The sequence below is a fragment of the Mycobacterium sp. 852002-51152_SCH6134967 genome (genome assembly GCF_001667105.1).
Classification (GTDB): Bacteria; Actinomycetota; Actinomycetes; order Mycobacteriales; family Mycobacteriaceae; genus Mycobacterium; species Mycobacterium neumannii_A.
In genome coordinates this window covers 62314-88272 of the sequence record NZ_LZIK01000055.1, presented here as the reverse complement: position 1 = coordinate 88272, position 25959 = coordinate 62314, and the positions used below count along the sequence as shown (strand labels likewise).

General features: G+C 68.6%; 26 protein-coding genes. 11 read left to right on the top strand and 15 right to left on the bottom strand.

Features of this window, described 5'->3' with window-relative positions; translation table 11 throughout:
• Positions 1-119: 119 nt before the first annotated feature.
• From A5790_RS16780 to A5790_RS16760, 5 genes are read right to left on the bottom strand one after another with little or no spacing between them, the layout of a single operon-like run.
• Entirely contained in the window at positions 120-542 is a 423-nt protein-coding gene (locus A5790_RS16780) for a hypothetical protein (RefSeq protein WP_082961760.1), read from the bottom strand.
• Complete coding sequence (locus A5790_RS16775; RefSeq protein ID WP_066846493.1) at positions 539-1789, bottom strand: DUF58 domain-containing protein; 1251 nt, start codon at positions 1787-1789, stop codon at positions 539-541. The genes A5790_RS16780 and A5790_RS16775 overlap by 4 nt, the downstream gene beginning before the upstream one ends.
• Entirely contained in the window at positions 1786-2751 is a 966-nt protein-coding gene (locus A5790_RS16770; RefSeq protein WP_066846490.1) for a MoxR family ATPase, read from the bottom strand. The genes A5790_RS16775 and A5790_RS16770 overlap by 4 nt, the downstream gene beginning before the upstream one ends.
• The gene (locus A5790_RS16765; protein ID WP_066846488.1) at positions 2748-3233 is read right to left on the bottom strand and encodes a hypothetical protein; all 486 of its coding nucleotides are present in this window, start codon (positions 3231-3233) and stop codon (positions 2748-2750) included. Before A5790_RS16765 ends, A5790_RS16770 begins: the two co-directional genes overlap by 4 nt.
• The gene (locus A5790_RS16760) at positions 3230-4195 is read right to left on the bottom strand and encodes a DUF4129 domain-containing protein (RefSeq protein ID WP_066846483.1); all 966 of its coding nucleotides are present in this window, start codon (positions 4193-4195) and stop codon (positions 3230-3232) included. Before A5790_RS16760 ends, A5790_RS16765 begins: the two co-directional genes overlap by 4 nt.
• A 54-nt stretch (positions 4196-4249) precedes the next feature.
• Between A5790_RS16760 and A5790_RS16755 the strand changes: the two genes are divergently transcribed.
• Complete coding sequence (locus tag A5790_RS16755; RefSeq protein ID WP_066846479.1) at positions 4250-4909, top strand: O-methyltransferase; 660 nt, start codon at positions 4250-4252, stop codon at positions 4907-4909.
• On the opposite strand, the gene A5790_RS16750 is transcribed toward A5790_RS16755, so the two are convergent.
• A complete protein-coding gene (locus A5790_RS16750; RefSeq protein ID WP_231987818.1) occupies positions 4902-5732 on the bottom strand; it encodes a hypothetical protein in 831 nt (276 codons plus the stop codon). The genes A5790_RS16755 and A5790_RS16750 overlap by 8 nt on opposite strands.
• An 86-nt stretch (positions 5733-5818) precedes the next feature.
• Here A5790_RS16750 and A5790_RS16745 point away from each other — a divergent pair, with 86 nt between their 5' ends.
• The gene (locus A5790_RS16745) at positions 5819-7729 is read left to right on the top strand and encodes a potassium transporter Kup (protein WP_066846474.1); all 1911 of its coding nucleotides are present in this window, start codon (positions 5819-5821) and stop codon (positions 7727-7729) included.
• Between the two features lie 8 nt (positions 7730-7737).
• Here the strand turns inward: A5790_RS16745 and A5790_RS16740 are convergent, their stop codons facing one another.
• Both A5790_RS16740 and A5790_RS16735 read right to left on the bottom strand, forming a co-directional pair.
• Entirely contained in the window at positions 7738-8586 is an 849-nt protein-coding gene (locus tag A5790_RS16740) for a rhomboid family intramembrane serine protease (protein WP_066846472.1), read from the bottom strand.
• 14 nt (positions 8587-8600) lie between these two features.
• Positions 8601-9008, bottom strand: a complete 408-nt coding sequence (locus A5790_RS16735; protein WP_197696811.1) for a VOC family protein — start codon at positions 9006-9008, stop codon at positions 8601-8603.
• A 305-nt stretch (positions 9009-9313) separates the two neighbouring features.
• On the opposite strand from A5790_RS16735, the gene A5790_RS16730 reads away from it, so the two are divergent.
• From A5790_RS16730 to lipE, 4 genes are all read left to right on the top strand, one after another.
• Entirely contained in the window at positions 9314-9712 is a 399-nt protein-coding gene (locus A5790_RS16730; protein WP_066846468.1) for a heme-binding protein, read from the top strand.
• Positions 9713-9813: 101 nt separating this feature from the next.
• Complete coding sequence (locus A5790_RS16725; protein ID WP_094292756.1) at positions 9814-10302, top strand: hypothetical protein; 489 nt, start codon at positions 9814-9816, stop codon at positions 10300-10302.
• A gap of 9 nt (positions 10303-10311) precedes the next feature.
• A complete protein-coding gene (locus tag A5790_RS16720; RefSeq protein ID WP_066846459.1) occupies positions 10312-10794 on the top strand; it encodes a peroxynitrite isomerase in 483 nt (160 codons plus the stop codon).
• Positions 10791-12029: a lipase LipE gene (lipE, locus tag A5790_RS16715; protein ID WP_066846456.1), complete on the top strand. Its 1239-nt coding sequence runs from the start codon at positions 10791-10793 to the stop codon at positions 12027-12029. Before A5790_RS16720 ends, lipE begins: the two co-directional genes overlap by 4 nt.
• A 39-nt stretch (positions 12030-12068) precedes the next feature.
• Here the strand turns inward: lipE and A5790_RS16710 are convergent, their stop codons facing one another.
• From A5790_RS16710 to A5790_RS16690, 5 genes are read right to left on the bottom strand one after another with little or no spacing between them, the layout of a single operon-like run.
• Complete coding sequence (locus tag A5790_RS16710; RefSeq protein ID WP_066846452.1) at positions 12069-13196, bottom strand: FAD-dependent oxidoreductase; 1128 nt, start codon at positions 13194-13196, stop codon at positions 12069-12071.
• A gap of 35 nt (positions 13197-13231) precedes the next feature.
• Positions 13232-14233: a tocopherol cyclase family protein gene (locus tag A5790_RS16705; RefSeq protein WP_082961759.1), complete on the bottom strand. Its 1002-nt coding sequence runs from the start codon at positions 14231-14233 to the stop codon at positions 13232-13234.
• A gap of 37 nt (positions 14234-14270) precedes the next feature.
• Entirely contained in the window at positions 14271-15077 is an 807-nt protein-coding gene (locus A5790_RS16700) for a glutaminyl-peptide cyclotransferase (protein WP_066846449.1), read from the bottom strand.
• Positions 15078-15125: 48 nt separating this feature from the next.
• A complete protein-coding gene (gene hrpA / locus A5790_RS16695) occupies positions 15126-19025 on the bottom strand; it encodes an ATP-dependent RNA helicase HrpA (RefSeq protein ID WP_066846446.1) in 3900 nt (1299 codons plus the stop codon).
• 22 nt (positions 19026-19047) lie between these two features.
• Entirely contained in the window at positions 19048-19929 is an 882-nt protein-coding gene (locus tag A5790_RS16690; RefSeq protein WP_066846443.1) for a helix-turn-helix transcriptional regulator, read from the bottom strand.
• Between the two features lie 177 nt (positions 19930-20106).
• Between A5790_RS16690 and A5790_RS16685 the strand changes: the two genes are divergently transcribed.
• Complete coding sequence (locus A5790_RS16685) at positions 20107-20898, top strand: SDR family oxidoreductase (RefSeq protein ID WP_066846440.1); 792 nt, start codon at positions 20107-20109, stop codon at positions 20896-20898.
• Between the two features lie 75 nt (positions 20899-20973).
• Here the strand turns inward: A5790_RS16685 and A5790_RS16680 are convergent, their stop codons facing one another.
• Positions 20974-21867 (bottom strand): mycobacterial-type methylenetetrahydrofolate reductase, encoded by an 894-nt coding sequence (locus tag A5790_RS16680; RefSeq protein ID WP_066846437.1) that lies wholly within the window; start codon positions 21865-21867, stop codon positions 20974-20976.
• 193 nt (positions 21868-22060) lie between these two features.
• Between A5790_RS16680 and A5790_RS16675 the strand changes: the two genes are divergently transcribed.
• The 4 genes from A5790_RS16675 (at position 22061) to A5790_RS16660 (ending at position 25231) form a co-directional block, all read left to right on the top strand.
• A complete protein-coding gene (locus A5790_RS16675; RefSeq protein WP_066846434.1) occupies positions 22061-22312 on the top strand; it encodes an ANTAR domain-containing protein in 252 nt (83 codons plus the stop codon).
• 80 nt (positions 22313-22392) lie between these two features.
• Positions 22393-23853 carry a YdiU family protein gene (locus tag A5790_RS16670; RefSeq protein ID WP_066846431.1) on the top strand — a complete coding sequence of 487 codons (1461 nt, stop codon included), beginning with the start codon at positions 22393-22395 and terminating at the stop codon, positions 23851-23853.
• Between the two features lie 23 nt (positions 23854-23876).
• Complete coding sequence (locus A5790_RS16665; protein ID WP_066846428.1) at positions 23877-24104, top strand: hypothetical protein; 228 nt, start codon at positions 23877-23879, stop codon at positions 24102-24104.
• Positions 24105-24160: 56 nt separating this feature from the next.
• Positions 24161-25231 (top strand): M42 family metallopeptidase, encoded by a 1071-nt coding sequence (locus A5790_RS16660; RefSeq protein ID WP_066846424.1) that lies wholly within the window; start codon positions 24161-24163, stop codon positions 25229-25231.
• Between the two features lie 8 nt (positions 25232-25239).
• Here A5790_RS16660 and A5790_RS16655 read toward each other — a convergent pair whose 3' ends face one another.
• Entirely contained in the window at positions 25240-25896 is a 657-nt protein-coding gene (locus A5790_RS16655) for a hypothetical protein (RefSeq protein ID WP_066846421.1), read from the bottom strand.
• Positions 25897-25959 lie beyond the last annotated feature (63 nt).

Here is a 25959-nt window from a genome sequence, read left to right as displayed (position 1 = left end):
GTGTCACCACCAGAACCACGCAAAGTGTTACCGATGTCCTGATGCAGAACTGTCACCTATGTCCAGAGACATAACACCGACAAGTCGGGACTATGTCGGCGCAACCTCCGGCGCACCGTTCACCGCTGCGAGGCACCCAACCAGAACGGCCGCGTCGCGAGCACGACAACCGCCAATACCGCGATCGGTGCCGCCAACGGCACCCATGGCAGCTCCGGTGACAGCAGCACCGCCGTCAAAGCGATACCCGTGAACCCCAGTGCCCCAGCGACAGTCGGCACAGTGACGTCGGTGGTGTGCCGAAACACCAGGTACGCCGCACCGGCCAACCCGCACAGCGCCGCCAGCACTGGACTCGCCGATGCCACTACGATCGCGGCGGCCGTCGACAACACCGCCAACGTGGCGGCCACCCGAAACACATTGCCTAGCAACACCATCGCTACCGCAAAACCACACACAACCAACGCCGCATCGTCCGCAGGCAGGGCGGCCGCCGCCACCATGACGAAACCGAAGCCCGTGGACAAGGCGCGACTCACCGTCGCCTCCGCACCGGTCTGCGGTGCTGGGGCACCAGCTGCATGGCCTGGTCGAGCGTGTCGTCCTCACGCCACGCCACGATGTCCACACCGACGGTGCCCATGTCCCGATACATAAACGACCGCTGCAGCGCCCACATCCGTGCCACCAACGCGTCGCATCCCTCCTCGAACGGCGCACCCTGCAAAACGTCCACCGCCACAACGGTGTGGCCGCGCTTGCACAGGTCGATCAACGCCAGCGCGAACTCGGTGTCCAGCATCGTCGAGAACGCGACGACGATCGCGCCCGGCGGGACCGCGGCGCGCGGCGCCAGAGTGCCCGACGTGGTGTCGTAACCACCGCTGACACCGAGCATCGCGTCGAGCACCCGATAGAACTGCCTTCGGCCGATGTCCGCGCTCAACCACCGCGGATGCCGGTCACCGAGCGCGACGATGCCCGCCCGGTCGCCGCTGCGCAGCGCGCTCTGCACCACCTGAACCGCGCCGCGTGCCGTGCGCTCAGTGGCCTCGGTCGCGGGACCCGCCGGCTGGGCGTAGTTGTCGATCAGCACGACCACGTCGACGGCGCGGTCGGTCAGCCTTTCGGTGACATGCAGGCTGCCCCGACGCGCGCTGACCGCCCAGTTCACCGTGCGCAGTTGATCTCCCGGCACATACCGCCGCACGTCGGCGTACTCGACACCGGGGCCGATGTGCCGGGTCAGGTGAGTGCCCAGCCGATCGAGCAACTCGGTGCGCGGGACCGCCGTCGACTGCGGCGGCGCCATCGGGAACACGAAGACGTCCGCGGCGTCGACCACCCCGATCCCCTCGACCAGACCGCCCCGCGCCGCGACCGCCAGGTGTGCCTGAAGCGGATAACGGCCCCAGCGCTGCGCGGTCGCCACCACGGTTTGCCTTGATGTTTCCCGCGAAGCGACCTCGAGCGTCATCCCGTCGACGGAACCGCTCAGCAGCCTCACCGACTCGTTCCCGGCCTCGGCCCACATCGTGATGCGCGCCGGCTCACCTTCGAAGCAACGGTGGACGCCGGGATCGGCGCACACTCGCACCGTGGGAACCGCGCGCTGCCACCCGATCGAACACAGCACCCCGAGAAGCGGCGCGCCGAACGCGATGAGCTCCCAGCGCGACCCGAGCACCGCCACGGCCATGGCCACCACCGCACAGGTCAGCAGCGCCCGCGTCAGAGGTGAAGCGCGCCAGCCTAACTCGGCCTCGGTGCAGCGGACTTCGATCACTGGTCGGTCCGCGGCACCGGTAGCCGCCGCAGTAGTTCGTCGACCACATCGCTGCCACGGACTCGGCGCACCCACATCTCCGGTCGCAACGTGATCCGGTGCGCAACTGCCGGAACCGCAAGTGATTTCACATCCTCGGGTACGACGTAGTCACGACCCTGCAGCAGCGCGCGGGCGCGGGCCAGCTGGACGAGATCGAGTTCGGCGCGGGGACTGGCGCCCACCGCGATCTGCGGGTGGTTTCGGGTGGCGGCAGCCAACGACACCACGTAACGCAGCACATCGTCGTGCACGGTGACCTGTTCCACCGACTCCCGCATCGCGACGAGATCGTGGGCATCGACGACCTGAGCGACCGTCGGTTCGGCGGAGCCGCGGTCGATGCGGCGGCGCAACATCGACGCCTCTTCCTGTTCGGAGAGATACCGCAGTTCGAGCCGGATCGTGAAGCGGTCCAGCTGAGCCTCGGGCAGCGGGTAGGTGCCCTCGTACTCGATCGGGTTGTCGGTCGCCAACACGATGAACGGGGCAGGCAACGGGTGCGTCGCGCCGTCGATGCTCACCTGGCTCTCCGCCATCGCTTCGAGCAGCGCCGCCTGTGTTTTCGGCGGTGTGCGGTTGATCTCGTCGGCGAGAAGCAGATTGGTGAAGATCGGGCCGCGACGGAATTCGAAACGGCCCGACTGCATGTCGTACACCGTCGAGCCGAGCAGATCGGCGGGCAGCAGGTCGGGGGTGAACTGCACGCGTTTGAACTCCAGTCCGAGCGCCGCGGCGAAGGACCTCGCGATCAACGTCTTGCCGAGACCCGGCAGGTCCTCGATCAGCACGTGCCCCCCGGCCAGCACGGTCGTCAGGATCAGCGCCAGCGCATCGCGTTTGCCGACCACCACCCGCCCGATCTCGTCGAGCACCGCTTCACAGTTCGCGGTGGTGGCCGCCGCAGGCAGTCCTGTCGTCATACCCGCTCCAACCGTTGCAGGATCTCATCGAGCGTCGCCCTCCCGGGTCCGGGTTCTTCGGTCCCGCGTTTGGCGACGTTCTCGGGGTTGACCCAACCCCACAGTTCCGGGCCGAACAGCATCTCACCGGTGGCGTGGTACGCGGATCGGTTGCGGTTGCGACGTTGGCCCGTCGCCAACTCGAACTGCCGCGCGAGCATGGGCCTTAAGTGTCTGTCCCAGTCGGTGCGGGTGGCCTCCGCACGGCTGATCAGGGTCTCGGTGCGTGATCGCCAGCGACGCAACGACTCTGCGGCATCGTCGGACGGTGTTTCAACGTCGCCGGTTTCGGCCTCACGGGCCAGCTGCCACCGCAGGCCGAGCAATGCCAGCGCCAGCGCGATGCCGGAAACGATCAGGATCAGCTCACGATCGCGGCTGGTGACCGCGATCAGTTCCGCACCCACAACCAACAGAAACGCCGCGGCCACAAGCCTTCTCACGACGCGACCCCCGTCGTGCGCTGCGGTAGTTCGCTCAGCACCCGGTTGAGCACCTGCACCGCGGCGTCACGGTGCTGCTCGCTCATCACGTGTGGCGAAAACCTCGCCTCCTCGAACAACTCGACGAGTTCGGTGGCGCTGTCGGAGCGTAACGCCCCGCTGGCGACCGCACGCGCGAGCACCTCGGTCGGGGTGTCGTACGCCTGCGGCGCTGCGCCGGGGACCCTCGTCAGTTCGCGTTCCATCGCGGCGTAGCAGGCGATGATCGCCTCGCGCGGTTCGCGGCTCAGGTCACCGATCTCGGCGAGGCCGACCTCGGCGGCCCTGGCCAGAGATGTCGTGGTCGTCGGCACCACCGGCTCGTCCACCGCCTCGACGATGTCGGCCGACGTCGGGGGGCTCCCCTGTCGCCGCGACGCGACCGCCGTACCGACGACGATCAGCGCCATCAACAGAAGTATCGGGGGAATCAGGTAGTTCACGACGTTGCCGTCGGCCGCGTCGTCCTCGTCCGGACGCGGTGAGACGGAGTCGTCGGGGTCGCCGCGAACGGACGTGTCGGGTGTGGCGGCCGGCGGCACCTCTTCGGTCGGCACCGGGAGCGACAGCCGGGACAGAAGTAAGACCAGGAACACCAACCCGATCAGCGCGGCCAACGCGACGAGAGTGAACCGCCACGACGGCCGGTCACCGGGCCGTCGGTCCCGAGGCAGGCTCCCGGCCGCCGCCGGGAGTGGCCGTTTGTCCCGCATCCGCACGATGATCGCGAGACCGATGATCGCCACCGCCGCGCACAGCAACACGATGACCGCCGCCAACGCCAGCGGGTTGCTCTGGCGCTGCCCGGGCTCTTCGGCGATCCGCTCCACGCCGGGGACGTAGCCCCGCAACGCCCAGGCCGCAAGCACCATGAGCGCGATCACCGCGATCACGCGTCGAGTCGACGTGCCGGCAGTCCCCATGGCCCTATGGTCATCCTGACACGAACGGCCGCCGGCCCGATACGTTCGACAACTATGACCATCACACTGCACGAGTCCCACGTCGCCGGGGCGATCGACCGGATGTACGCCGAAGCGCGGTATCAGATGGAGGCACTTCGGCGCGCCGACTTCGCCCGCCTGTCGGAGGCGACGCCGCAGGAGCGTGCCGACGCTCTCAGCGACTTCTATCTGCCGGTGACGCCGGAGGCCGGCAGGCTGCTGTACGCGCTGGTGCGGGCGACTAAACCCGCCACCGTCGTCGAGTTCGGCATGTCCCTCGGCCTGTCCGCGATCCACCTGGCCGCGGCGGTGCGGGACAACGGAAGGGGCCGCGTCGTCACCACTGAACTGAGCGCGGCAAAGGTCGCCGCGGCAACGAAGACGTTCGTCGACATCGGTCTCGACGACGTGATCACGGTGCTAGCCGGCGATGCGCTGCATACGCTGCAAACCCTGGCCGGCACAGTCGATTTCGTCCTTCTCGACGGCTGGAAGGAGTTGTATGTGCCGGTGCTCGAGCTGCTGGAACCGCGCCTGACGCCGGGCGCACTGGTCGTCGCGGACAACACGTCGATGGACGAACTGGTGCCCTATCTCGACTACGTTCGCGACCCGGCTAACGGCTACGTCAGCGTACCGATCCCGGCACGGGAGAGCGACAGCATGGAGATTAGTTGCCGCGCAGTCACTTAACGCGCTGCAGCCGCGCCTTGGCGTCCTTGACCGCGGCGGCGGCTTCACGCGAGGCCTGCTTGGCCTTGTCGTAGGAGTCCTCGGCGGCGGTCAGGCCGCGCTCGGCCTCCTGCAACCGGCGTCGGGCGTCCTGGTGGCGCAGACGCGCGGCGGCCAGGTCGGACTGCAGTTCGGACAGTGCGTCGTCGGCTTCGGCCCTCGCGCGCTCGGCGGCAGCCAGTTCGGCGCGCGCCTGCTGTCGTCGCCTGCTCGCCTCCGCGCCCTTGCCGTCGCGTCCTTCGTCGCGCGGCTCCGCGGGTTCGGGCTCGGGTTCGCGCTTCGGCTTACGTTTCGTTGTGGGGCTGAAAACAATTGCGGTGTCGCCGAACTCGCCGAATCCGGACCATTCCTCGGCTTTGGTCAGCCGGCCGAGCCGATCCGCGACATCGGGGTCGGCGATGGCGGCCTGCAGCGTGCCGGTGACGTCGTCGTGCAGCGCTCCCGTCGGACGCTTGAGCTCCGCCTCCTCGAACGCGGTACGGGTCAGATCGTTGACCAGCCGACGCTGTTCAGCCGACAGCTCCCGGATCCGCTCACCATCCATTGCCGCGTGTGCGTCGCGCAACCGTTCACCGAGACCCTTCAGGCGTTGCGTGACCTCCTCGTCGGCGAGCGCTAGCCGGTTGACCACCCATGCAGCGGTCGTCGGCTTCCGTGCGGCCGAGATCCGCTTGGCCGCATCGGCGTCGCCGCGTTTCTTCGCCTCACCGGCGAGCTTGGTGCGCAGCGCGGTGAAGTCCTCGAGCTTGGCGGCATAAAGTTCGTCGAGCGCGTCGTCGGCCACAGACTCATCCTCCCAAAGCGCACCGGACCGCATTGCCGCTCTGCCGATCCGCCGCGAACGAGCCCACGCTCGGCGATGATCATCGAATGCGAGCAGCGCCGGGTACCACGTCGCTGCGTCCGACCGTGGTGATCGCCGCGCTCGGCGTGGTGTTCGGCGATATCGGCACCAGCCCGATCTACACGATCCAGACGGTGTTCAATCCGCGCGATCCGCATCCCGTGCCCGTCGCGCACAGCCACGTCTACGGCGTCGTCTCGCTGATCTTCTGGTCGGTGATGATCATCGTGACGCTCACCTACGTGACGCTGGTGATGCGGGCCGACAACCGCGGCGAGGGCGGGATCATGGCGCTGATCACGCTGTTGCGCCGATGGACCGGCCGGCGCGGGCGACGGGTGACGGCGACGCTGGCCGCGTTGGGTCTGTTCGGCGCCGCGCTATTCTTCGGCGACAGCATGATCACGCCCGCGATCTCCGTGCTGTCGTCGGTCGAGGGCCTCAAAGTGATCGACCCGGAGTTGGCCGACTTCGTCGTTCCGGTCACGGCCGTGATCATCGTCGCGCTGTTCTCGGTGCAGCGCCGCGGCACCGCCACCATCGGACGGTTCTTCGGCCCGGTGATGATCCTGTGGTTCGTCGCGATCGGGTTATGCGGGGTGCGTGGCATCACCGGGCATCCGGAGATCCTCAAGGCGTTGTCGCCGACCTACGCACTGACCTTCATCACCGAACACTTCCACATCGGCTTCTTCGCGCTCGCGGCGATCGTACTGGCGGTGACGGGCGCCGAGGCGCTCTACGCCGATATGGGCCACTTCGGCAGGCGGGCAATCACTTTCGGGTGGCTCGGGCTCGTCCTGCCCGCCTGTACGCTGAACTACTTCGGCCAGGGCGCGCTGGTGTTGGGCGACGAGTCGACGGTGGCGGCCCCGTTCTTCCTGCTGGCACCGGAGTGGGCCCGCGTCCCGATGGTGCTGTTGGCCACCGCCGCGACGGTGATCGCCTCACAGGCCGTCATCACGGGCGCGTTCTCGGTGACCTCGCAGGCCGCGCGCCTCGGATACCTGCCGCGACTGCGCATCGAGCACACCTCGGCGTCGACCATCGGGCAGATCTACGTGCCGTGGATCAACGGCGCGCTGCTGCTGGGAGTGCTGATCCTGGTATTCGCCTTCCGCAGTTCGGCGTCGCTCGCCTACGCGTTCGGCATGGCGGTGACGGGCACCATCACGATCACCACGACGCTGTTCTTCTATTACGCGCGCACGCGGTGGCGGTGGCCGCTGTCCGTGGTGGTGCCCGGCGCGGGTGCACTGCTGGTGGTCGACCTGATGTTCTTCGGCGCCAACCTCACCAAGTTGGTGCACGGCGCGTGGTTACCGCTGACCATCGCCGTGGCGGCGTTCACGGTGATGACCACCTGGCAACGCGGGCGCGCCGTCATCACCGCAGCGCGCGAACGCGCCGAAGGGCCGCTGCGTGAGTTCGTCGCCGGCTTGTCGCACTGCGAACCGCCGCTGATCCGCATACCGGTCACCGCCGTGTTCCTGAACCGCAGCCAGCACACCGCTCCGCTGGCAATGCGGACCAACGTCGAACACAACCGCGTCCTGGCCGAGCACGTGCTCATCGTCTCCGTCGAGACCGAGACCGTGCCGCGCGTGCCCGATACCGAGCGGATGACGCACGACGACCTCGGTTACACCCGAGACGGGATCGTCCACGTCGTCGCGCGGTTCGGTTACATGGAACGGCCGAACGTGCCGCGGGCGCTGGCCCTGCTCGATCCCGCGGACACCGAGGGCCCGGTCGACCTGGCCAACGCGTCCTACTTTTTGTCCAAGCTCGAAGTATTTCCCGGCGACGCCCCGACCATGGCGCCGTGGCGCAAACGACTGTTCATCGCGACGTCGCACATCACCGCCGACGCCGCAGCGCACTTCGGTCTGCCGCTGGACCGCACCGTGATCGTCGGCTCCCGCATCCAGCTGTAGAGCGGGTTTCAGGCCAGGCCGAGCGACGCCAGCAGATCGACGGTGCGCCACCAGATCAGCGCCGCGAAGACCACGAGCGCTGCCGCGCTGGCCCCCGCCTGGACCATGTTGCGCGAGCCGCGCGGCGCATACACGTAGGCCGTCGCGATCGCGGCACCCGTGACGAGCCCCCCGAGGTGACCCTGCCAGCTGATGTTCTGCGAGCTCACCAGCGGGATGATGAACGTGAACGCCAAGTTGATCGCGATGATCGCGCCCACCCACCGCACGTCCATGTTCAACCGCTTACCCACCACGAATATCGCCCCGAAAAGCCCGAAGATCGCGCCCGACGCTCCGGCGGTCTGCGCCACGGGCGACGACAGCAGATAGACGAGGACGGATCCACCGAGCGCGCTCAGTAGGTAAAGGGCCGAGAACCGCAACCGGCCCAGCGCCGCCTCGAGTGGCGGGCCGACCACGTAGAGGGCCCACATGTTGAACAGGATGTGGGCCGGCCCGTAGTGCAGGAACGCCGACGTGATCAGGCGGTACAACTCTCCGTCGGCCACGGCGAAGGACTGCAGCACGAGTTCACGCTGGAATCCGGGCACCGCCATCTGCAGCACGAACATCACCCCGTTCGCGGCGATCAGCGCGTAGGTGACCATCGGTTTGGCCGTCGCGACCCCGCCGAACTGGGTGCGCACCTGCCGGACCTGCTGCGCGCCGGCGTTCACACATTCCACGCACTGATGCCCGACGGATGCCGCCCGCATGCACTCGGGACAGATGTAGCGGTTGCACCGTGCACAGCGCACATAGGTCACCCGATCTGGGTGGCGGTAGCACGTCGGCGTCACCGGAGGGGTCGACATGGGGTGGGAGCCGGTCACAGCGTTCCGAACATTTCGATCCAGTTGCCGTCCGGGTCGGCGACGAACATCCAACCCATACCCGGCACCGGCGCGAACTCGGTGAGCGGCTCGACGACGTCGTACCCGGAGGCAGCGAATTCCTGGGCGATACCGCGCAGGTTCTTCACCCCGACCGTGAAATACCGGATCCCGGCCTGCGCCCGGCCGCCACCGGTGGTAACCGGTTGCGGCGGCGGCGTCTCGTAGGTCACCAGCTTGACCACGCTGCCGCCCAGCGAGTACCGCCGCTGCGAGCCGCCCGGAAACTCGATCTCGCCCTGGGGTTCGAGTTCGAGGAAGCCTTCATAGAAGGCGACCATCTCGTCTCGGTTCGTGGTGACGAGGCCGACTTCGACGCCGGGGCTCAGCAGGTCCAGCTTCACAGGGACCACCTTAGGTTCAGCCCTATTTCGGCGCTCCGCCCATCCGCGGTGGATAACAATTCGGTCACCGTGCAGATCACGATCAATTAAAGATCGGTAGCTAATTCTCAGAGTTATCGAAGTTTCTGGTCGCACACTTATCGAATTCCGGTGATATTGCGGTACAGATCACGCCGCTGCGGTGTAACGCCTGCGTGTGGTCCACTTTCGGGTTGCGCGGCGGTGTTTGTGCTCGTTTGCCTTGGGTACCTTGGTTTTCGGGGACGGGGGAATCAGCGACAAACGCAATGAAGGAAAGAAACGATATGAAAATCCGTGGTATCGCCGCGCGTCGGCAGATCGCCGGCGCCTGTGCCGCCAGCCTGCTCGGCGGCCTCGCCGCAGCAACCATCGCCGCGCCGTCGGCGATGGCCGCACCGGACTGCAGCGCAAGCGCCGTGTCCGGCACCGTCAGCAATGTGACGGGTCAGGCACGTTCATACTTGGACGCCCATCCGGGTGCCAACCAGGCCGTGACCACCGCGTTCGGCCAGCCTCGCAACGAAGCGTCGGCCACCCTGCGCGGGTACTTCAACGCCAACCCGCAGGAGTACTACGACCTGCGCGGCATCCTCGCGCCGATCGGCGACGTGCAGCGCACCTGCAACGTCCAGGCGCTGTCGCCGGAGCTGGCGTCGGCCTACAACGAGTTCATGGCCGGCTAAAACGGTCGACCTCAGATGCACAATGCCCGTCGCCGCAGCTCCGCGCTGCGGCGACGGGTTTTTTTCCTTCCCAGGCCCGCTGTCCGTTTAGACTGGCTCGCATGACTTTGCCGCGACTGGCCGCCGTTGCCGCGACGGCGCTCCTCGCCCTTGGCGGGCTGGGTGTCGCGCAGGCCCAACCGGATGAACCGCATCATCCCGATCCGGGGGCTCCCGGACCGTCCGCCGCGCCGGGCCCGTCCTCTGCACCGGGACCGCCCCCCGCGGGGCCCCTGACCTCCATCGACAAGGACGGCACCTACCAGGTCGGCACCCAAATCCTGCCGGGTACGTACTCGTCGGCGGGCCCCGTGGACGACGGCGCCTGCTACTGGAAGCGGGTCAACAACGACCAGGTCCCCGACAACGCGCTCACCAAGAAGCCCCAGGTGGTGCGCATCGAGGCGACCGACACCGCATTCACCACGCGTGATTGCCAGCCCTGGCAGCAGACCAACGCCTCGCCGCCTCCGCAGGCCTCCCCCACCGACCTGCTCGGGCAACTGGGGTCGTTCATCGGCAAGGGCATCTTGAGCGGCGGGCCCCGCTAGCCTGGCCGGGTGGCCGACCTACACCCCGACGTCGCCGTGCTGCGCCCACTGCTCGGCGTCTGGTCCGGACGGGGCGCCGGTTCCTACCCCACGATCGAACCGTTCGGATACCACGAGCAGATCGCATTCGACCATGTCGGCAAACCGTTCTTGACGTACCGGCAGAAGACCACCGCCGACGACGGCCGGCCCCTGCACGGAGAGACGGGTTATCTGCGGGTGCCGTCGCCCGGACGCGCCGAATGGGTGCTGGCCCATCCGAACGGGATCACCGAGATCGAGGAGGGCACCCTCGTGGTCGACGGCGCACTCATCGAGCTCGACCTGACCGCGACCTCGATCGGGCTCACCTCCACCGCGAAAAATGTTGCAGCGCTGACCCGTTCCATCCGTATCGACGGTGACGAGCTCGTCTACGCCGTCCAGATGGCCGCGGTGGGCCAGCCCCTGCAGCACCACCTGGGCGCGACCCTGCACAGGACGGCCGAATGACCACGCCTGACGGCAGGATACGAGTGCCCGACGATCTCGACGCCGTGACCGCGGTCGGCGAGGAAGACCACTCGAACGTCGACCCCGTGGCCATCGGGCGCATCTGGCAGGCCGCGCGCCACTGGTACGAGGCCGGGATGCATCCCGCCATCCAGATATGCCTGCGGCACAACGGAAAGGTCGTGCTGAACCGGGCGATCGGACACGGATGGGGCAACGGTCCCGCCGACCCACCCGATACCGAGAAGGTGCCCGTCACCACCGAGACACCGTTCTGCGCATACTCGGCGGCCAAGGCGATCACGACGACGGTGGTGCACATGCTCGTCGAGCGCGGCGTCTTCTCTCTCGACGACCGCGTCTGCGAGTACCTGCCCAGCTACACCAGCCACGGCAAGCACCGCACCACGATCCGGCACGTGATGGCGCACAGCGCGGGCATCCCGATCCACACCGGCCCGCGCCCGGATCTGCGGCGCATGGACGACAGCGAGTACACCCGGGAAAAGCTCGGCGAGCTCAAACCGCTGTATCGGCCGGGCCTCGTGCACATCTACCACGGACTGACCTGGGGTCCGTTGATGCGCGAGATCGTCGGCGCCGCGGCCGGACGCAACATCCGCGACATCCTGGCGACCGAGATCCTCGAACCGCTGGGTTTCCGGTGGACGAATTACGGCGTTGCGGCACACGACGTTCCGTTGGTCGCACCCAGCCATGCCACCGGCAAGGAGCTCCCTCAGCCCGCCGCCACGGTGTTCCGCTTGGCGGTCGGCGGCTCGATGTACAAGATCATCCCGTTCTCGAACAGCCCCCAGTACCTGACCAGCGTGCTGCCCTCGTCGAACACGGTCTCCACGGCCTACGAGTTGTCGCGGTTCGCCGAATTGCTGCGACGCGGCGGAGAACTCGACGGCGTACGCATCATGGCGCCGGAGACCCTGCGCAATGCGACCGCCGAAGCCCGGCGGCTGCGCCCCGACGTCGCGGTCGGGCTGGCGCCGCTGCGCTGGGGCACCGGTTTCATGCTCGGGTCGAAGCGGTTCGGGCCGTTCGGTCGCAATGCCCCCGCCGCATTCGGGCATACGGGCCTGACCAACATCGCGGTATGGGCGGACCCGCAGCGCAGTTTGGCCGCCGGGGTGATCAGCAGCGGCAAGCCCGGTCCCCATCGCGAGGCCAACCGGTACGGCGCCCTGCTGGACACGATCACGTCGGCGCTGCCTCGAAACTGAACTTCTGCTCGAGAAATCACCGCAGCTTGCGGCATATCTTCAGTTTCGGCGGGAAGAATCCGAGCGCACGCCGCGGTAGAAGCCGCGCCAGACGATCCACGGCATCAGCACGCGGTCGATCGACCAGCCGGGGAATCGGAACGCCTGCCCCTTCGGGGTGAACACCTCGAGCCCGTCGGGCTGCGGTCCGAGCACCGAACCCCACCGCCGGCTCGCGGGGCGATACGCGCGCAGCGGTCTGCCGGCGAAGTGGGCGCGGATGTTGTGGGCGAGCAGCCCGTCGGCGCGGTTGCGGGCCGAGCTTCGCAGCGGGTCGGTCGCGGCGACGTCGCCCACCGCGAATACACCGGGCGCGCCGGGCACCTGGAGTTCGGGGGTGACACGCACGAAGCCGTGCTCGTCGAGCAACTCGGGCGGCAGCCACTGCGTGTTGGGTGAGACCCGGCCGATGGCCCACAGCACCGCGTCGGCCGACGCCGCCGGCTGCCCGGTGCTCCACTGCACCGGTGCGTCGGTGATCTCGTCGCACGCGAAACCGACCGGGAGCACCGCGCGATGGCCCGCGTGCAGGCCGACGCCGAGGCCGGTCAGCTGACGGCTGATCTGCTGCCACACCCGCGGGTGATGGTGCACAAGGGCACGCTCTGCAGGGAAAAAGAGGTCGACGCGTTTGTCGGGCCACGCCTTGGCCAGGTTGGCGGCGCTGCTGACCGCGGCGGCGCCTCCGCCGATGACGATCACCGACCGCGCCGATCCCATTCGCCGGTGTGCCGCACCGAGTTCGGTGGTGATCTCGTCGGCCGACTGCAGATGCGGTCGCCGCCAGAAGCCGTTGCTGACCCCGGTCGAGACCACCAGGGCGTCATAGGGTTCGGCGACAGTGCCGCCGTCGGCGATCTCGACGAACACTTTCCGGGCCGCCCGGTCGAGCCCGGTCAGCGTGCCGTGCACGGTGCGGACGTGGTCGAGTCCGCGGAATCGGTGGAACGGAATCCAGTTGTAGCGGGCCCAATCCTGCGGCCTGCTGATGCGCATGCCGAGTTCCTGGCCGCTGAGCAGCCCCGGTTTGGCGGAGACACCGACGACGTCGGCGTGCCGGGCGAGTTTGATCGCGGTCAGCACACCGCTGTCGCCGAGGCCCGCGACGACCACCCGAGGGCGGGTCACCGCCCGCCGATCCTGCCCAGTCGCATTCGGTCACCCTAGTCACCGGGCAGGCTGCCGACCTCCAGACCCGCGATCTCGGACTGCCCGTCGAAGATCACCCGGCCGAAATCCTTCACGACGCAGCGCAACCTGCCTGCGAGGTGTTCGAAGTCGGTGTCGACGTTGCGCCGCTCGGCGGGCAGGGGCACCGGAAGTACATGCGGGTCGAGATGCGTGCCGTCGCCGTGCAATTCGACCTGATACCGAAGCGACATCGCGCGCAGCCGCCACGTGCCGTCGCCGATGTCCGAGCGCACCCAGGCCGTCGGCGGGGTCAAGCGCAGCACCTTGTTTCCGAGGCGGACCACGACACCTGCGACGTCCTGTTTGAGCAGTCCGAGCGCGAGCAGTCCACCGGAGAACGCCACCGAGACGTCGGCGTCGCCGAAGTCATGTGCCTGACCCCACCACCACCGCTGCGGGAAGCCCGCACCCCAGTTGCGTTCGGTGTAGAGCTTGGCGTGGTCGAACTCCCAGCGCTCACCGTCGAATTCGACGGTGCCGGTGGCGGATCCACCGAGCCGGTACGGATGCCAGTACTGGTTGAGGAACGGTACGACCGAGGCGAGCCCGCCGCCAGCCAGCGCCTTGGGCCAGCGGACCGGGTCGTCGAAGCGCATGTCGACGCGCACACCGGGAAGGTCGGCGAGCAGCCGGTCGTATGTCGCGTGGAACCGTCCGTCGTCCGCGCCGAGCCGAAACGGGTCCGCGCCGGCGCAGGCGCCGTCCAACGCCGCGCTGTACACCCGCCCGCCAGGATGCAACGCCACCGCGGTGGTCGCCCAGTCCCCGTCGGGATGCTGGTTGACGCTGAACAATGCCACCACGGCGCGTCCCGACGCGGCATCGGTCAGGCGCCAGAACCAGCCCTCCATCTCCGTGCCGTGCGAGGTCAGCGGATCGCCGAAGGGCAGATCGGCGCCGGTGCGCCGGTAGACGCCCGCGATGGGCCCCGCGACGAGCCGCGTCGCGTCCCTGGTGGTGTCGAGAGCGGTCATGACCGCTACGTTGACGGTTCGACCGCGGCGCAAACCCTCAGCTCGGCGGGTCGAGCCGAACCCGGTACATGGTCGGCCAGAACTTGCCGGTCAGCAGGTACTCGTCGCCGCCGACGTGCGCGATGCCGTTGAGCACCTTCTCCCGGTCGTCGCCCTGACCGGGCCACAGCCCGGCGGCGTCGACGACGGTGTTGACCCTGCCCGTCGCCGGATCGATGCGCACGATCTCCTCGGAGTGCCAGACGTTGGCCCAGACCTGGCCGTCGACGCACTCGAGCTCGTTGAGATTGCGCAGCGGCTGGTCGTCGCGGGTGACGGCCACCGAACCGGTCTCGGCGAAGGTCGCCGGGTCGTGGAATCGCAGCCGGTCGGTGCCGTCGCTGCGGACCAGCCGGTCACCGTCGTGACACAGACCCCAGCCCTCCCCGTCGACCGCGGCCTCTCGCACCGGGGTCAGGGTGGCCCTGTCCCATTCCACCGCCACCCCGTTGCGCCACGTCAGCTCCCAGATGCGGTCGCCGACGACGGTGATGCCCTCGCCGTAGTAGTTGTTCGGGGCCGGTGCCGCGCGCCGCACCGCACCGGTGGCCGGGTCGAGTTCGCGTATCTGCGATTGGCCCACGATGCCCGTGCCTTCGTACAGGATGTCCCCGTCGAGCTCGAGGCCCTGCGTCCACGCGGTGACGTCGTGCGGAATCTCCTCAAGAACAACGGGTTTGATCACCGGCGCAGATCCCGACGGGGTGGGGGTGTCGCTCTGGGCGGGCGGCGACGAGCCGCCGCACGACACCGTCGCGACCGCGAGCAGGACGGCGGCCGCGCGCCGGACCAGCGAGGCATACATAGGTCACATGCCTACCGGATGCGCGGGCGTCGTGCCGCTATATGGCTCTCAGCTGGCCAGCGCCGCGTCGATCGCGCGGTAGATCCGCTGCTCGCTGACCGGGCGGGGCGTGCCCAGCTGTTGCGCCCACAGGCTGACGCGGAGTTCCTCGATCTGCCTGCCGATGTCGCGGATGTCGGCGCCGGCGGCGCGCGCGCGTGACAATGCGCGCACCAGCTCGTCGTACGCGTCTTCGACCGCATGTACGCGGTCCATCCGCTCGCGGTCGGCGGCGGGCGCGTGCGGCAGTCGCTCCAGCCGCCTGCCGATGGCAAGCAGATAGCGGGTCAGGTCGGCCAGGTGTGCGGCGCCGGTGGCCGCGACGAAGCCGCGCGGCAACAACCGGTCCAGCTGTGCGCGGATGTCGGCGATCGCGTCGGCCTGCGTGGCCGACGGCGCCGGCGGCAACGCCATTTCGACGTCGTGCGCTGCCGCGAGCACCTTCTCGACGCGGGTGACGATTCCGGCCGTCGTGGCCACCAGGTCGGCGGCGACGCGGTCGCGCAGCGCGGTGAACTCCTCGCGGGTCCACGCCGGCGCGGGTGCGAGCATATCGGTTGCGGCGTCGGCGCAGTCCTCGATCAGCGCCTGCAGAGACCCGTCGGGATTGGCGCCGAGGACGAGCTTGGTGCGCGGCTGCAGTCCTCGTTCAACGGCTTTCACGGGTGACGGCACCGCGAGGCGCAACAACCTGCGGGTGCCGGGCCCCATCGACGCCTGTTGTTCGGCCGCGGTCGGGAACACATGCAGGTCGACGGCGTCTCCCTTGTCGGCCAGCGCTGGATATCCGCGCACGGTGTGGCCGCCGGCGGTCCGCTCGACAGTGCGCGGCACCTCGTCGAGATCGTCTGGCCACGTGCGCAATCCGGTGCGCTCAAGGCCGCCCACCGCATCGGCGACCGCGCGCCGGACCGGCGCGGCGAGTTCATGCTGCAGCGCGTCAAGGTCTTTACCCCGGGCCAATTCGGCGCCGTCGGCGCCTTCGACGGCGAAGGTGACGCGCAGGTGCGACGGCAGCTTGTCGAGGTCGAACGCGTCGATCGGCACCAGCACGCCGGTGCGGCGGTGCAGTTCACGCTGCACGGCCTCGAGCAGCGGCTCGGCTCCCGGAGTGATCGCGCCGAGCACCGCGCGCGCCGTGTCAGGTGCGGGAACGAAGTTGCGCCGCAAGTCTTTCGGCAGAGAGCGAATCAAGGCGGTGACCAGCTCCTCACGCAATGCCGGTACCTGCCAGGCGAACTCGTCGCCGCCGAGCCGGGCCAGCACCCCCACGGGCACGTGCACGGTCACACCGTCGTCCTCGGCTCCCGGCTCGAAGCGGTAGCTCAGCGGCAGCGCCAAGTCGCCCGCTCGCCACGCGTCGGGCTGGCCATCGACCGCGTCCTCGGTACGCAGCAGATCGTCGCGGGTGAACGTGAGCAGCTCCGGGGTGACGTGGCGCTGCTTTTTCCACCATGCGTCGAAGTGCCGCGCGGACACCACATCCGCCGGGACGCGGGCGTCGTAGAACGCGAAGATCTCCTCGTCGCCGACCAGCAGGTCGCGTCGGCGGGCCTTCTCCTCCAGTTCCTCGAGTTCCTCGCGCAGGCGGGCGTTGTCGCGGAAGAAGTGGTGCCGCGTCTGCCAGTCGCCCTCGACCAACGCGTGCCGGATGAACAAGTCGCGCGCCAGTTCCGGTTCGATCTGCGAGTAGCCGACCCGGCGACGGGCAACCAGCGGCAGCCCGTAGAGCGTCACCCGCTCGTAGGCCATCACCGCTCCGCGCTGGGCGTCCCAGTGCGGTTCGCTGTAGGTGCGCTGCACCAGATCGCCCGCGATGCGCTCAACGACTTCGGGTTGGATACGGGCCCCGATGCGGCCGAACAGCCGGCTGGTTTCGACGAGGTCGGCGACGACGATCCAGCGCGGTGGGCGCTTCGTGAGCACCGACCCGGGCGCCAGGACGAACTTGGAGTTGCGGGCGCCCTGGTATTCGCGGCCGTCGCCGTCGCGCAGCCCGATATGCGACAGCAGGCCGGCCAGAAGTGCCGCGTGCACGCTTGCCGGGTCGGCGGGCTCGTCGGACTCCCTGATTCCGAGGTCTCGCGCGATGCTGCGCAGCTGGCCGGTGAGGTCCTGCCACTCCCGGATCCGCAGATAGTGCAGGAACTCGTCACGGCATATCCGCCGAAACGCATTGCCGGACAGTTCTTTGCGCTGCTCGCCGAGGTACCGCCACAGGTTGAGGTACGACACGAAGTCGGAATGCTCGTCGGCGAATCTGGCGTGTTTCTGCCGCGCGGCGTCCTCGCGGTCGGCGGGCCGCTCCCGAGGGTCGGGGATCGACAGCGCCGCGGCCAGCACGAGGATCTCGCGCACGCAGCCCTCGGTGTCGGCCTGCAGGATCATGCGGCCCAGACGGGGGTCGACGGGAAGCTGCGCGAGCCTGCGGCCGACATCGGTGATCGTGCCGTCGCCGTCGAACGCGCCGAGTTCCTGCAACAGCTGCACACCGTCGCGGATGCTGCGCCGGTCCGGCGGGTCCAGGAACGGAAAGGTCTCGATCTGGCCCAGCCCGAGGGCCGCCATCTGCAGGATCACCGCGGCCAGGTTGGTCCGCAGGATCTCCGGCTCGGTGTAGCGCGGCCGCGCCGCGAAGTCCTCCTCGGAGTACAGGCGGATACAGACCCCAGGCGCCGTGCGTCCGGACCGCCCGGCCCGCTGCGCGGCCGAGGCCTGGGAGATCGGCTCGATCGGCAGCCGCTGCACCTTGGTCCTGCGGCTGTAGCGGGAGATGCGGGCGGTGCCCGGGTCGACGACGTAGCGGATGCCGGGCACCGTGAGCGACGTCTCGGCGACGTTGGTCGCGAGCACGATGCGGCGGCCGGTGTGGCGGGGCGCGAACACCCGCTGTTGGTCGGCCGTCGGCAACCGCGCGTACAGCGGTAGCACTTCGGTGGTGGCACCGACCAATCCGCGCAGCACCTCACTGGTGTCACGGATCTCCCGCTCACCCGACAGGAACACCAACACGTCGCCGGGCGGTTCGTTCTCCAACTCGGCGATGGCGTCGATGATCGCCTCGGTCTGGTCGCGCGTCTGCGTGCGCACCACCTCGTGGTCGGGATCGTCGGGGTCATCGCTCTCGTCGACGGGGACGGTGACTTCCAAAGGGCGGTACCGTATTTCGACCGGATAGGTGCGCCCGGACACCTCGACGATCGGCGCACCGGTGAAGTGGGCCGCGAAGCGCTCCGGTTCGATCGTCGCGGAGGTGACGATCAGCTTGAGGTCGGGCCGCTGAGGCAGAAGCCCCCGAAGGTATCCGAGCAGGAAGTCGATGTTGAGGCTGCGCTCATGGGCCTCGTCGAGGATCAGGGTGTCGTAGCGCAGCAGTCGGCGGTCACGCTGGATCTCGGCGAGCAGGATGCCGTCGGTCATCAGCTTGACCAGGGTGCGATCGCTGGCCTGGTCGGTGAAGCGCACCGTGTAGCCGATCGTGTCGCCGAGCGGGCTGCCGACCTCGTCGGCGATGCGCTGGGCGACGGTGCGGGCGGCAAGGCGTCGCGGTTGGGTGTGCCCGATCGTGCCGCGCACACCGCGGCCGATGTCGAGGCAGATCTTGGGCAGCTGGGTCGTCTTCCCCGAACCGGTTTCGCCGGCGACGATCACCACCTGGTGTTCGGAGATCGCCTTGGCGATCTCGTCGCGGCGTTCGCTGACCGGAAGCTCGGGGTAGGAGATCGTCGGGACCGCGGCGGCGCGGGTCGCGACGACCGCTTCCGCGGCGGCGATCTGCTCGGCGATTTTGGCGAGCTTCTCCGGAGGCGCGCCGCGCAGTTGACGCAGGCGCCTGCCGAAGCGGGCCGCGTCGCGGACGGTCAGCCCGTCGAGGCGCTTGCGAAGCTCAGCGACAGACGGGCCGGACACTCCGGCCAGGATAGGCGGCCGGTCAGGGCGTCGGCAGGTCGGCGTCGCTGTCGGCGCTCGACGGGGTGCCCGTCCAGTTGGCCAACAGGCGAAGGGCGGTCTCCGATGGCGAGCCGGGATCGGCGGTGTAGATGCACAACGTCTGGTCCGGGTCGCCGAGCACGGCGACGCTCTCGTAGTTGAGCGCCAGGTCACCCACCAACGGGTGGTGGTAGCGCTTGACCCCGTGCGTGCGTTCGCGGACGTTGTGGTCGGCCCACCACCGGCGGAACTCGTCACTCTTGACGGCGAGTTCGCCGACCAGTTCGGTCAGCAGCGGGTCGTCGGGATGCCTGCCTGCGTCCAGGCGCAGTATCGCGACGTTGTCGCGGGCCACCTCTTCCCAGTCGGTGTAGAGCTCGCGGGCGGATTCGTCGAGGAAGGTGAACCGCAACAAGTTTCGCTCGCGCGGGGGCAGGGCCTCGAAGTCACCGATCAACGCCCGCGCCAGCCGGTTGGCCGCCAGCATGTCCATCCGACGGCCGAATACGAAGGCCGGTGTCACGTCGTCGAGCGTCTCGAGCACCCGGCGGATGCCCGGCCGGACCCGCTGCACGGGCGCGGGGCGCCGACGGGTGCGGCGCGTGTTCACCCGCGCGATCTGGAACAGGTAGGCCCGCTCGACGTCGTCGAGCCGCAACGCGCGTGCCACGGCGTCGAGTACCTCGTCGGAGACGTTGAGGTGGCGACCCTGTTCGAGGCGGCTGTAGTAGTCCACGCTCACACCGGCCAACTGTGCGACCTCCTCGCGGCGCAGGCCCGGTACCCGTCGCACCCTGCTGGTCCCGCCGATCTCCACGTCCTCGACGCGCAGGCGTGCGCGGCGCGTCCGCAGGAACTCCTTGAGCTCGGCGTTGTGGTCCATGCACCCAGTGTGGCCGCAGCGGCGGCGTCGAGCCGCGCCAAACGTGGGTCTGCCAGACCTAGGTACGCCGAACCGGGGTATAGCGGGGCTCGTTTTGGCCGCTCAGAGGGCCCCCAGGGGTTGTTGTCTCGAGTGTGCGGCACTACCGCCGCCACCGACAGGAGGAAAGGTCCACAGATGACAACCGCAATCCAGAACCCAACCGAGACCACCGCCCCGCTGTCCGGCCGCGTCGCCGTCGTCACCGGCGCATCGAGCGGCATCGGTGAGGCGACCGCCAAGCGCCTGGCCGCGTCCGGCGCGAAGGTCGCCCTTTTGGCCCGCCGGGCCGACCGGCTCGAGAAGCTGGCTGCCGAGATCGCCGAGGCGGGTGGCACCGCGCTGGCCCTGGCCGTCGACGTCACCGACGCCGCCGCGGTACAGGCGGCCGCCGAGCGGGTGGCCGACGAACTCGGCACGGTCGATGTGCTGTTCAACAACGCCGGGGTCATGCTGCCCGCGCCGATCGACGAACAGCGCTTTGACCAGTGGCAGCAGCAGATCGACCTCAACGTCGCCGGGCTGATGAACGCGATCGGCGCGTTCGTTCCCCAGCTGGTGAAGTCGGCCGAAGACAAGGGCGTCGCTGACCTGATCAACACCTCGTCCATCGGCGCGCAGAACATCTTCCCGAACTTCGCGGTGTACTCGGGCACGAAGGCGTTCGTCACACACATGTCGCGCACGCTGCGCGCCGAACTCGGCGCCAAGAACGTGCGGGTCTCGGCCATCGAGCCCGGCATCGTCGAAACCGAGTTGCAGGATCACGTCACCGATACCGGTGCCACGGAATGGCTGGACGGCACCCGCGACCACATCGAGTGGCTGGACCCCGCCGACGTCGCGGCGGCGATCGACTTCCTGGTCGCCCAGCCGGCGCGGGTGAACGTGCAACAGCTGACGATCATGCCGACGCGTCAGGCGTCGTGACGCAACCGGCACGGTGCGGTCCCAGCCGGGCCGTACCGTGCCGCTTGGTCTTTCCGCTGCCGGGGGCGTAGACCGTCAGGGCTTGTCGGGCGCCCAGTAGTCGAGCATCTCGGCGAACGTCTCGAAGGCCGGGGTGGACACGCCGTAGGTGGCCTCGAGGTGGATGCTCAGCGGGAATCCGAGGTCGCCGACACCGTCGATGACGCGTTTGTACAGGTCGAGCATCAGTTTGCGCTTCTCCGCCGGCTCGGTGGAGGCGAGCTTCTTGACGAACTCCTGCTCGGCGGCGACGGCGGCGTTACCCGGATCCTGGATCAGCCAGTTGATCAGGCCGACCTTGCTCTCCAGCTTGGGCACGAAACCGAACGACAGCAGGATCTCGGGCCGGTGATCGGTCTGCTCGGCGAAGTCGCGCAGGAACCCGACGATCGCGTCGGAGTACAGCAACTGGGTCATGCCGTAGGTGGCGCCCTGATCGCACTTGAATCGGAACCGGCCCTGCTCGCCGTCGCGGGTTGGGATGAGGATCGCCCCGCGGTTGGGCACCACGTCGGAGTAGATCGACAGCGCGTCGGTCGGGGCGACGCCGGTGCCCTCGCCGTCGCTCATTGTGCGCGGCACCCCGACGAACGCGATGCCGTCGAACCCGGCGCTGGACAGATCGGTCAGCCGCCGACGCAACGTCGGTTCGTCCATGAACGCTGTGACCTGGGTGCACAGCCCGTTCATCCCGGACAGCTCGGGGGTGATGATCGCCCAGAAGTCGAGCACATCCATCTTGGGTTTCATCTCGATCGGACGGTCGTCGTCTTCCTCGATCATGCCGGGGATCATCACGTGCTTGATGCGGCCGTCGAGTCCGGTTTCCGCGGAGCATCGCAGTACCTTCTGCGCATCCTCCAACGCCTGCTCGTGCCCACGCTCGACGTTCGGCGGCACGAGTTCAAGCGCGATGGTGTTCAGCGTCACCGGGCTGCTCCTCATCCGACGGTTACTTCCCGCGCGCGGCAGGTCTTCTTTGACCACCATCCGCGCTCGCCAGGAAGCCTCACCATACAGACAGCACCTTTGGACCCGTTCCGGCTCCGCAGACCGAGGGCTCCCAGTCGATTCCCAGCGTCTGATCAACTGTGTGCCGACTGCGGTTGGTACCAACGGGGCCATGACTCCCGGACGACAATGCCTGGACACCGCGGAAGGCGTTCTCATCGCGCTTCGCCACTGCACGGTCGACGAGGCGTTCCGCGAGATTATCCGCGCGGCGCAACACCATCGGGTGCCTTTGTTCACGCTCGCCGACGCGCTGGTCACCGCCGCAAGCGGCACAGGGGAATGTGTGAACGCGGCGGCGCGAACAGCGGTGCTCACCGAGTGGGGTGCCCTGCTGGGAACTTCGACCTCGGCTCGTTTGTGAATCTGACGACGAACTAGGCCCCCGCACCGTCGCCAGTTACACAAATGAGGACGCGCCGCGCCCCTCGTACTGTGGAAAGGGTGAGCATCGCACCCACCGCCGTCACCTTCGCCGACCGTTACGCCAGCGACCTACCCGAGCTGGCGGTCCGTTGGCAGGCTGAATCGGCTCCCGACCCGCGCCTGCTCGTCCTCAACGAACCGCTGGCCGCCGAACTCGGCATCGACGCCGACTGGCTGCGCAGCGCCGACGGCCTGCGGCTACTGGTCGGCACGCAGGTTCCCGACGGCGCGAACCCGGTCGCACAGGCCTATGCCGGTCACCAGTTCGGTGGGTACGTCCCCCGGCTGGGCGACGGGCGCGCGCTGCTGCTCGGCGAACTCACGACGACCTCCGGAGAGCTTCGCGACCTGCATCTGAAGGGTTCGGGTGCGACGCCGTTCGCACGCGGCGGCGACGGGTTGGCCGCCGTCGGCCCGATGCTGCGCGAGTACATCGTCAGCGAGGCGATGCACGCGATGGGGATTCCGACCACCCGCTCGTTGGCGGTGGTCGCGACCGGACGCCAGGTGCAGCGCGAGACGCCGCTACCCGGTGCCGTGCTGTCGCGGGTGGCCCGCAGCCATCTGCGCGTCGGCACCTTCCAGTACGCCGCGAACACCGGCGACGTGGACCTCTTGCGGCGCCTGGCCGACCACGCGATCCAGCGGCACCATCCCGGGGCCGCCGACGCGGGCAACCCCTATGTCGCGTTGTTCGAATCAGTGATCGCGGTGCAGGCGGCACTGATCGCCAAGTGGATGCTGGTCGGCTTCGTGCACGGCGTGATGAACACCGACAACACGACGATCTCCGGGGAGACCATCGACTACGGGCCGTGCGCGTTCATGGAGGCCTACGACCCCGAGACGGTGTTCAGCTCGATCGACTCGTGGGGCCGCTACGCCTACGGCAACCAGCCGGCGATCGCGGTGTGGAACCTGGCCCGGCTGGCCGAGGCGCTGCTGCCGTTGTTCGCCGACGACCAACAGCAGGCGATCGCGATCGCCGAGGGCAGCCTCGGTGGTTTTGCGCCCAAGTTCCAGGACGCGTTGTCGGCGGGCATGTGCGCCAAGCTCGGGTTGGCCGACACCACGCCCGACGAGATCGCGGTGCCGTTGATGAACGACCTGATCGCCCAGTTGCACCAGAGCCACGTCGACTTCACGTCGTTCTTCCGCCAGCTCGCGCATGCGGCCCGCGGTGACGACGAACCCGCACGCGGCCTGTTCCTCGACCTCGCCACGTTCGACGAGTGGCTGTCGCGGTGGCATGCGTTGCGGCCCGACGCGACGGTGATGGACCGCGTCAACCCGGTCTACATCCCTCGCAACCATCTGGTCGAGGAGGCGTTGACGGCCGCGACCGAAGGCGACCTCGACCCGCTGTACCGGCTCCTGGACGCGGTGACCGCGCCGTATGACGAGCGCCCAGGTCTACAGCGGTACGCCGAACCCGCACCCGAGGACTTCGGGAAGTACCGAACCTTCTGTGGGACCTGAGCCAGCCGACCTAGACTGCCCTCATGATGTTGCGACGGTCACTGATCGCGGGGCTCTTCGCGGCGGCACTGGCCGTGCCGGTCTCCCCCGTCATCGCTTCGGCCCAGCCGGGCAACTGTTGCTGTCCGCCGGGCCAGACGGGCGTCATCTACGGTTGCGCGTCGTTCTGCGTCGACGGTAAGGCCCTGGACACCAGCACCGGGTTGTGCGTGCCGGTTCCGCCGCCGTATCCGCATCCGCCGGTGGCCTGAGGCGCGTCAACCGGTCGCGGGGGTTAGGCCGACGCGGTCTCGGCAATTCAAGATCTATGCCCGACGAGACGCTGCGCCGTGACCTGTTGCAGGAACTGCTCCACGCGTACGGCCCCTGCGGTCAGGAAGACGCCGTGCGGGAGGTGTGCCGACGCGAGCTCGAGCCGCATGTCGACGAGATGTGGGTCGACGAAGCGGGCAACCTGATCGGCCTGCTCCACGGCAACGACCGCGAGGCGCAGCCGATCCGCGTGATGGCCCACATGGATGAGCTGTCGATGCTCGTCAAACGGATCGAGCCCGACGGCACCCTGCACATGACGCCCCTGGGCACGATGTATCCGGGAAACTTCGGCCTCGGACCGGTCGCGCTGCTCGGCGACCAGCGCACCGTGGGCGGCGTGCTGACCCTCGGCTCCGAGCACACCACCAAGGAGAGCCAGCGGATCTGGGAGACCAAACCGGACCAGGGGGATCAGGCGCTCGACTGGCTTCATGTCTATGTCTTCACCGGCCACACTCCCGAGGAACTGGCCGAGGCCGGTATCAAAGCGGGCACGCGGGCGTGTATCCACCAAAGCAAGCGCACGCTGACCGACGTCGGCCCGGACTATCTCGGGTGCTACTTCATGGACGACCGCGCGGCGGTCACCGCACTGCTCGACGTGGCGAGCCGGCTGGCTTCCGGGGACCGAGGCCCGGCACGCGACACCTATCTGGTCTTCACGACCGCCGAGGAAGTCGGCGGTGTCGGAGGCTCGTATGCAAGCCGCGCGCTGCCCGGTGACCTGACCATTGCGCTGGAGGTCGGTCCGGCCGAAGCGGAGTACGGGACCTCGTGCAGCGGCGGCCCGATCGTCGCCTACAGCGACGCCGAAACCATCTACGACAAAACTGTCGCCGATACGCTCATCGACGCCGCCACCGAGCTCGGCCTGTCGCCTCAGCCCGCGGTCCTCGGTGCGTTCGAATCCGACGCTTCGCACGCCAAGGCCAGCGGGCTCACGGCGCGGGCCGGACTGCTGTGCCTGCCCACGCTCAGCACACACGGCTACGAAGTCATTGCGCGCCAAGCAATTCCGGACATGGCTGCGGTGCTCGTCGAACTCCTGCGCCGCGGCGTCTAAGCGCGCCCTCAGCGGTCGAGTTCGCCGGCGATACCGCGCTCGATGGCGACGCGCGCCCGCTCCGGCAGCACCACCAGGCCCTCGAGCTCGCGGCGGGCGAGTTCGTAGCCGCGTTCGCGTTCCTGCGGGGTGGCCGCGGCGTCGGTCGCGACGCGCAACATGCTCTGGGCCCGGGCGATGCGCTGCTGATCCTGTGCCGAGAAGTCGCTGCGCCGACGACGGACCGCCTCGGTCTCGGCGGCCTCGAACGCGGTGACGTAGTCGGTGACGGCGTCGACGTACTCGCGCGCCGCGTCGGTGTCGTCGACCAGATCCTCGGCCTTGCCCGGGCGCAACAGGTCCGCGCGCACCTTGGTCCGGTGGAAGCGCTCGGTCAGCGGGTCGCGCATGTCGGTCATCAACGGGTAGTCGAGCAGCTTCGCGACGTCCAGTTCGTACTCGAGCCATCGGGTGTCGGTGCGGTCGTGCGCCTTGACCGCCCGCGCGATCGCCTGCCACTGCATTGCCGTTCCGGTGGCGGGCTGCGGTGCGGTGTCGGCTGGTTGCTCGCGACCGGCGTCCTGGCGTGCGCGCGCCGCCGTCAGCGCCCGCCAACCGCCGTAGAGCACGCCCGCGAGCGGAACGAGCACGATCAGCAGCTCGAGCAGGCGGATGATCAGGCCCATACCAATCCCATGGAGCCAGGATGCCACCGATGCGTCAGCCCTGACGGCGGCAGCCGCGCGGGG

Bases quoted from the DNA above. Each gene is read 5' to 3' on its own strand.
- A5790_RS16745 (WP_066846474.1), top strand. From the start codon at position 5,819: ATGCGAGCAGCGCCGGGTACCACGTCGCTGCGTCCGACCGTGGTGATC.
- A5790_RS16685 (WP_066846440.1), top strand. From the start codon at position 20,107: ATGACAACCGCAATCCAGAACCCAACCGAGACCACCGCCCCGCTGTCC.
- A5790_RS16705 (WP_082961759.1), bottom strand. From the start codon at position 14,233: ATGACCGCTCTCGACACCACCAGGGACGCGACGCGGCTCGTCGCGGGG.
- A5790_RS16675 (WP_066846434.1), top strand. From the start codon at position 22,061: ATGACTCCCGGACGACAATGCCTGGACACCGCGGAAGGCGTTCTCATC.
- A5790_RS16760 (WP_066846483.1), bottom strand. From the start codon at position 4,195: ATGGGGACTGCCGGCACGTCGACTCGACGCGTGATCGCGGTGATCGCG.
- A5790_RS16665 (WP_066846428.1), top strand. From the start codon at position 23,877: ATGATGTTGCGACGGTCACTGATCGCGGGGCTCTTCGCGGCGGCACTG.
- A5790_RS16690 (WP_066846443.1), bottom strand. From the start codon at position 19,929: ATGGACCACAACGCCGAGCTCAAGGAGTTCCTGCGGACGCGCCGCGCA.
- A5790_RS16725 (WP_094292756.1), top strand. From the start codon at position 9,814: ATGACTTTGCCGCGACTGGCCGCCGTTGCCGCGACGGCGCTCCTCGCC.
- A5790_RS16770 (WP_066846490.1), bottom strand. From the start codon at position 2,751: ATGACGACAGGACTGCCTGCGGCGGCCACCACCGCGAACTGTGAAGCG.
- A5790_RS16660 (WP_066846424.1), top strand. From the start codon at position 24,161: ATGCCCGACGAGACGCTGCGCCGTGACCTGTTGCAGGAACTGCTCCAC.
- A5790_RS16700 (WP_066846449.1), bottom strand. From the start codon at position 15,077: ATGTATGCCTCGCTGGTCCGGCGCGCGGCCGCCGTCCTGCTCGCGGTC.
- lipE (WP_066846456.1), top strand. From the start codon at position 10,791: ATGACCACGCCTGACGGCAGGATACGAGTGCCCGACGATCTCGACGCC.
- A5790_RS16655 (WP_066846421.1), bottom strand. From the start codon at position 25,896: ATGGGCCTGATCATCCGCCTGCTCGAGCTGCTGATCGTGCTCGTTCCG.
- A5790_RS16755 (WP_066846479.1), top strand. From the start codon at position 4,250: ATGACCATCACACTGCACGAGTCCCACGTCGCCGGGGCGATCGACCGG.
- A5790_RS16740 (WP_066846472.1), bottom strand. From the start codon at position 8,586: ATGTCGACCCCTCCGGTGACGCCGACGTGCTACCGCCACCCAGATCGG.
- A5790_RS16730 (WP_066846468.1), top strand. From the start codon at position 9,314: ATGAAAATCCGTGGTATCGCCGCGCGTCGGCAGATCGCCGGCGCCTGT.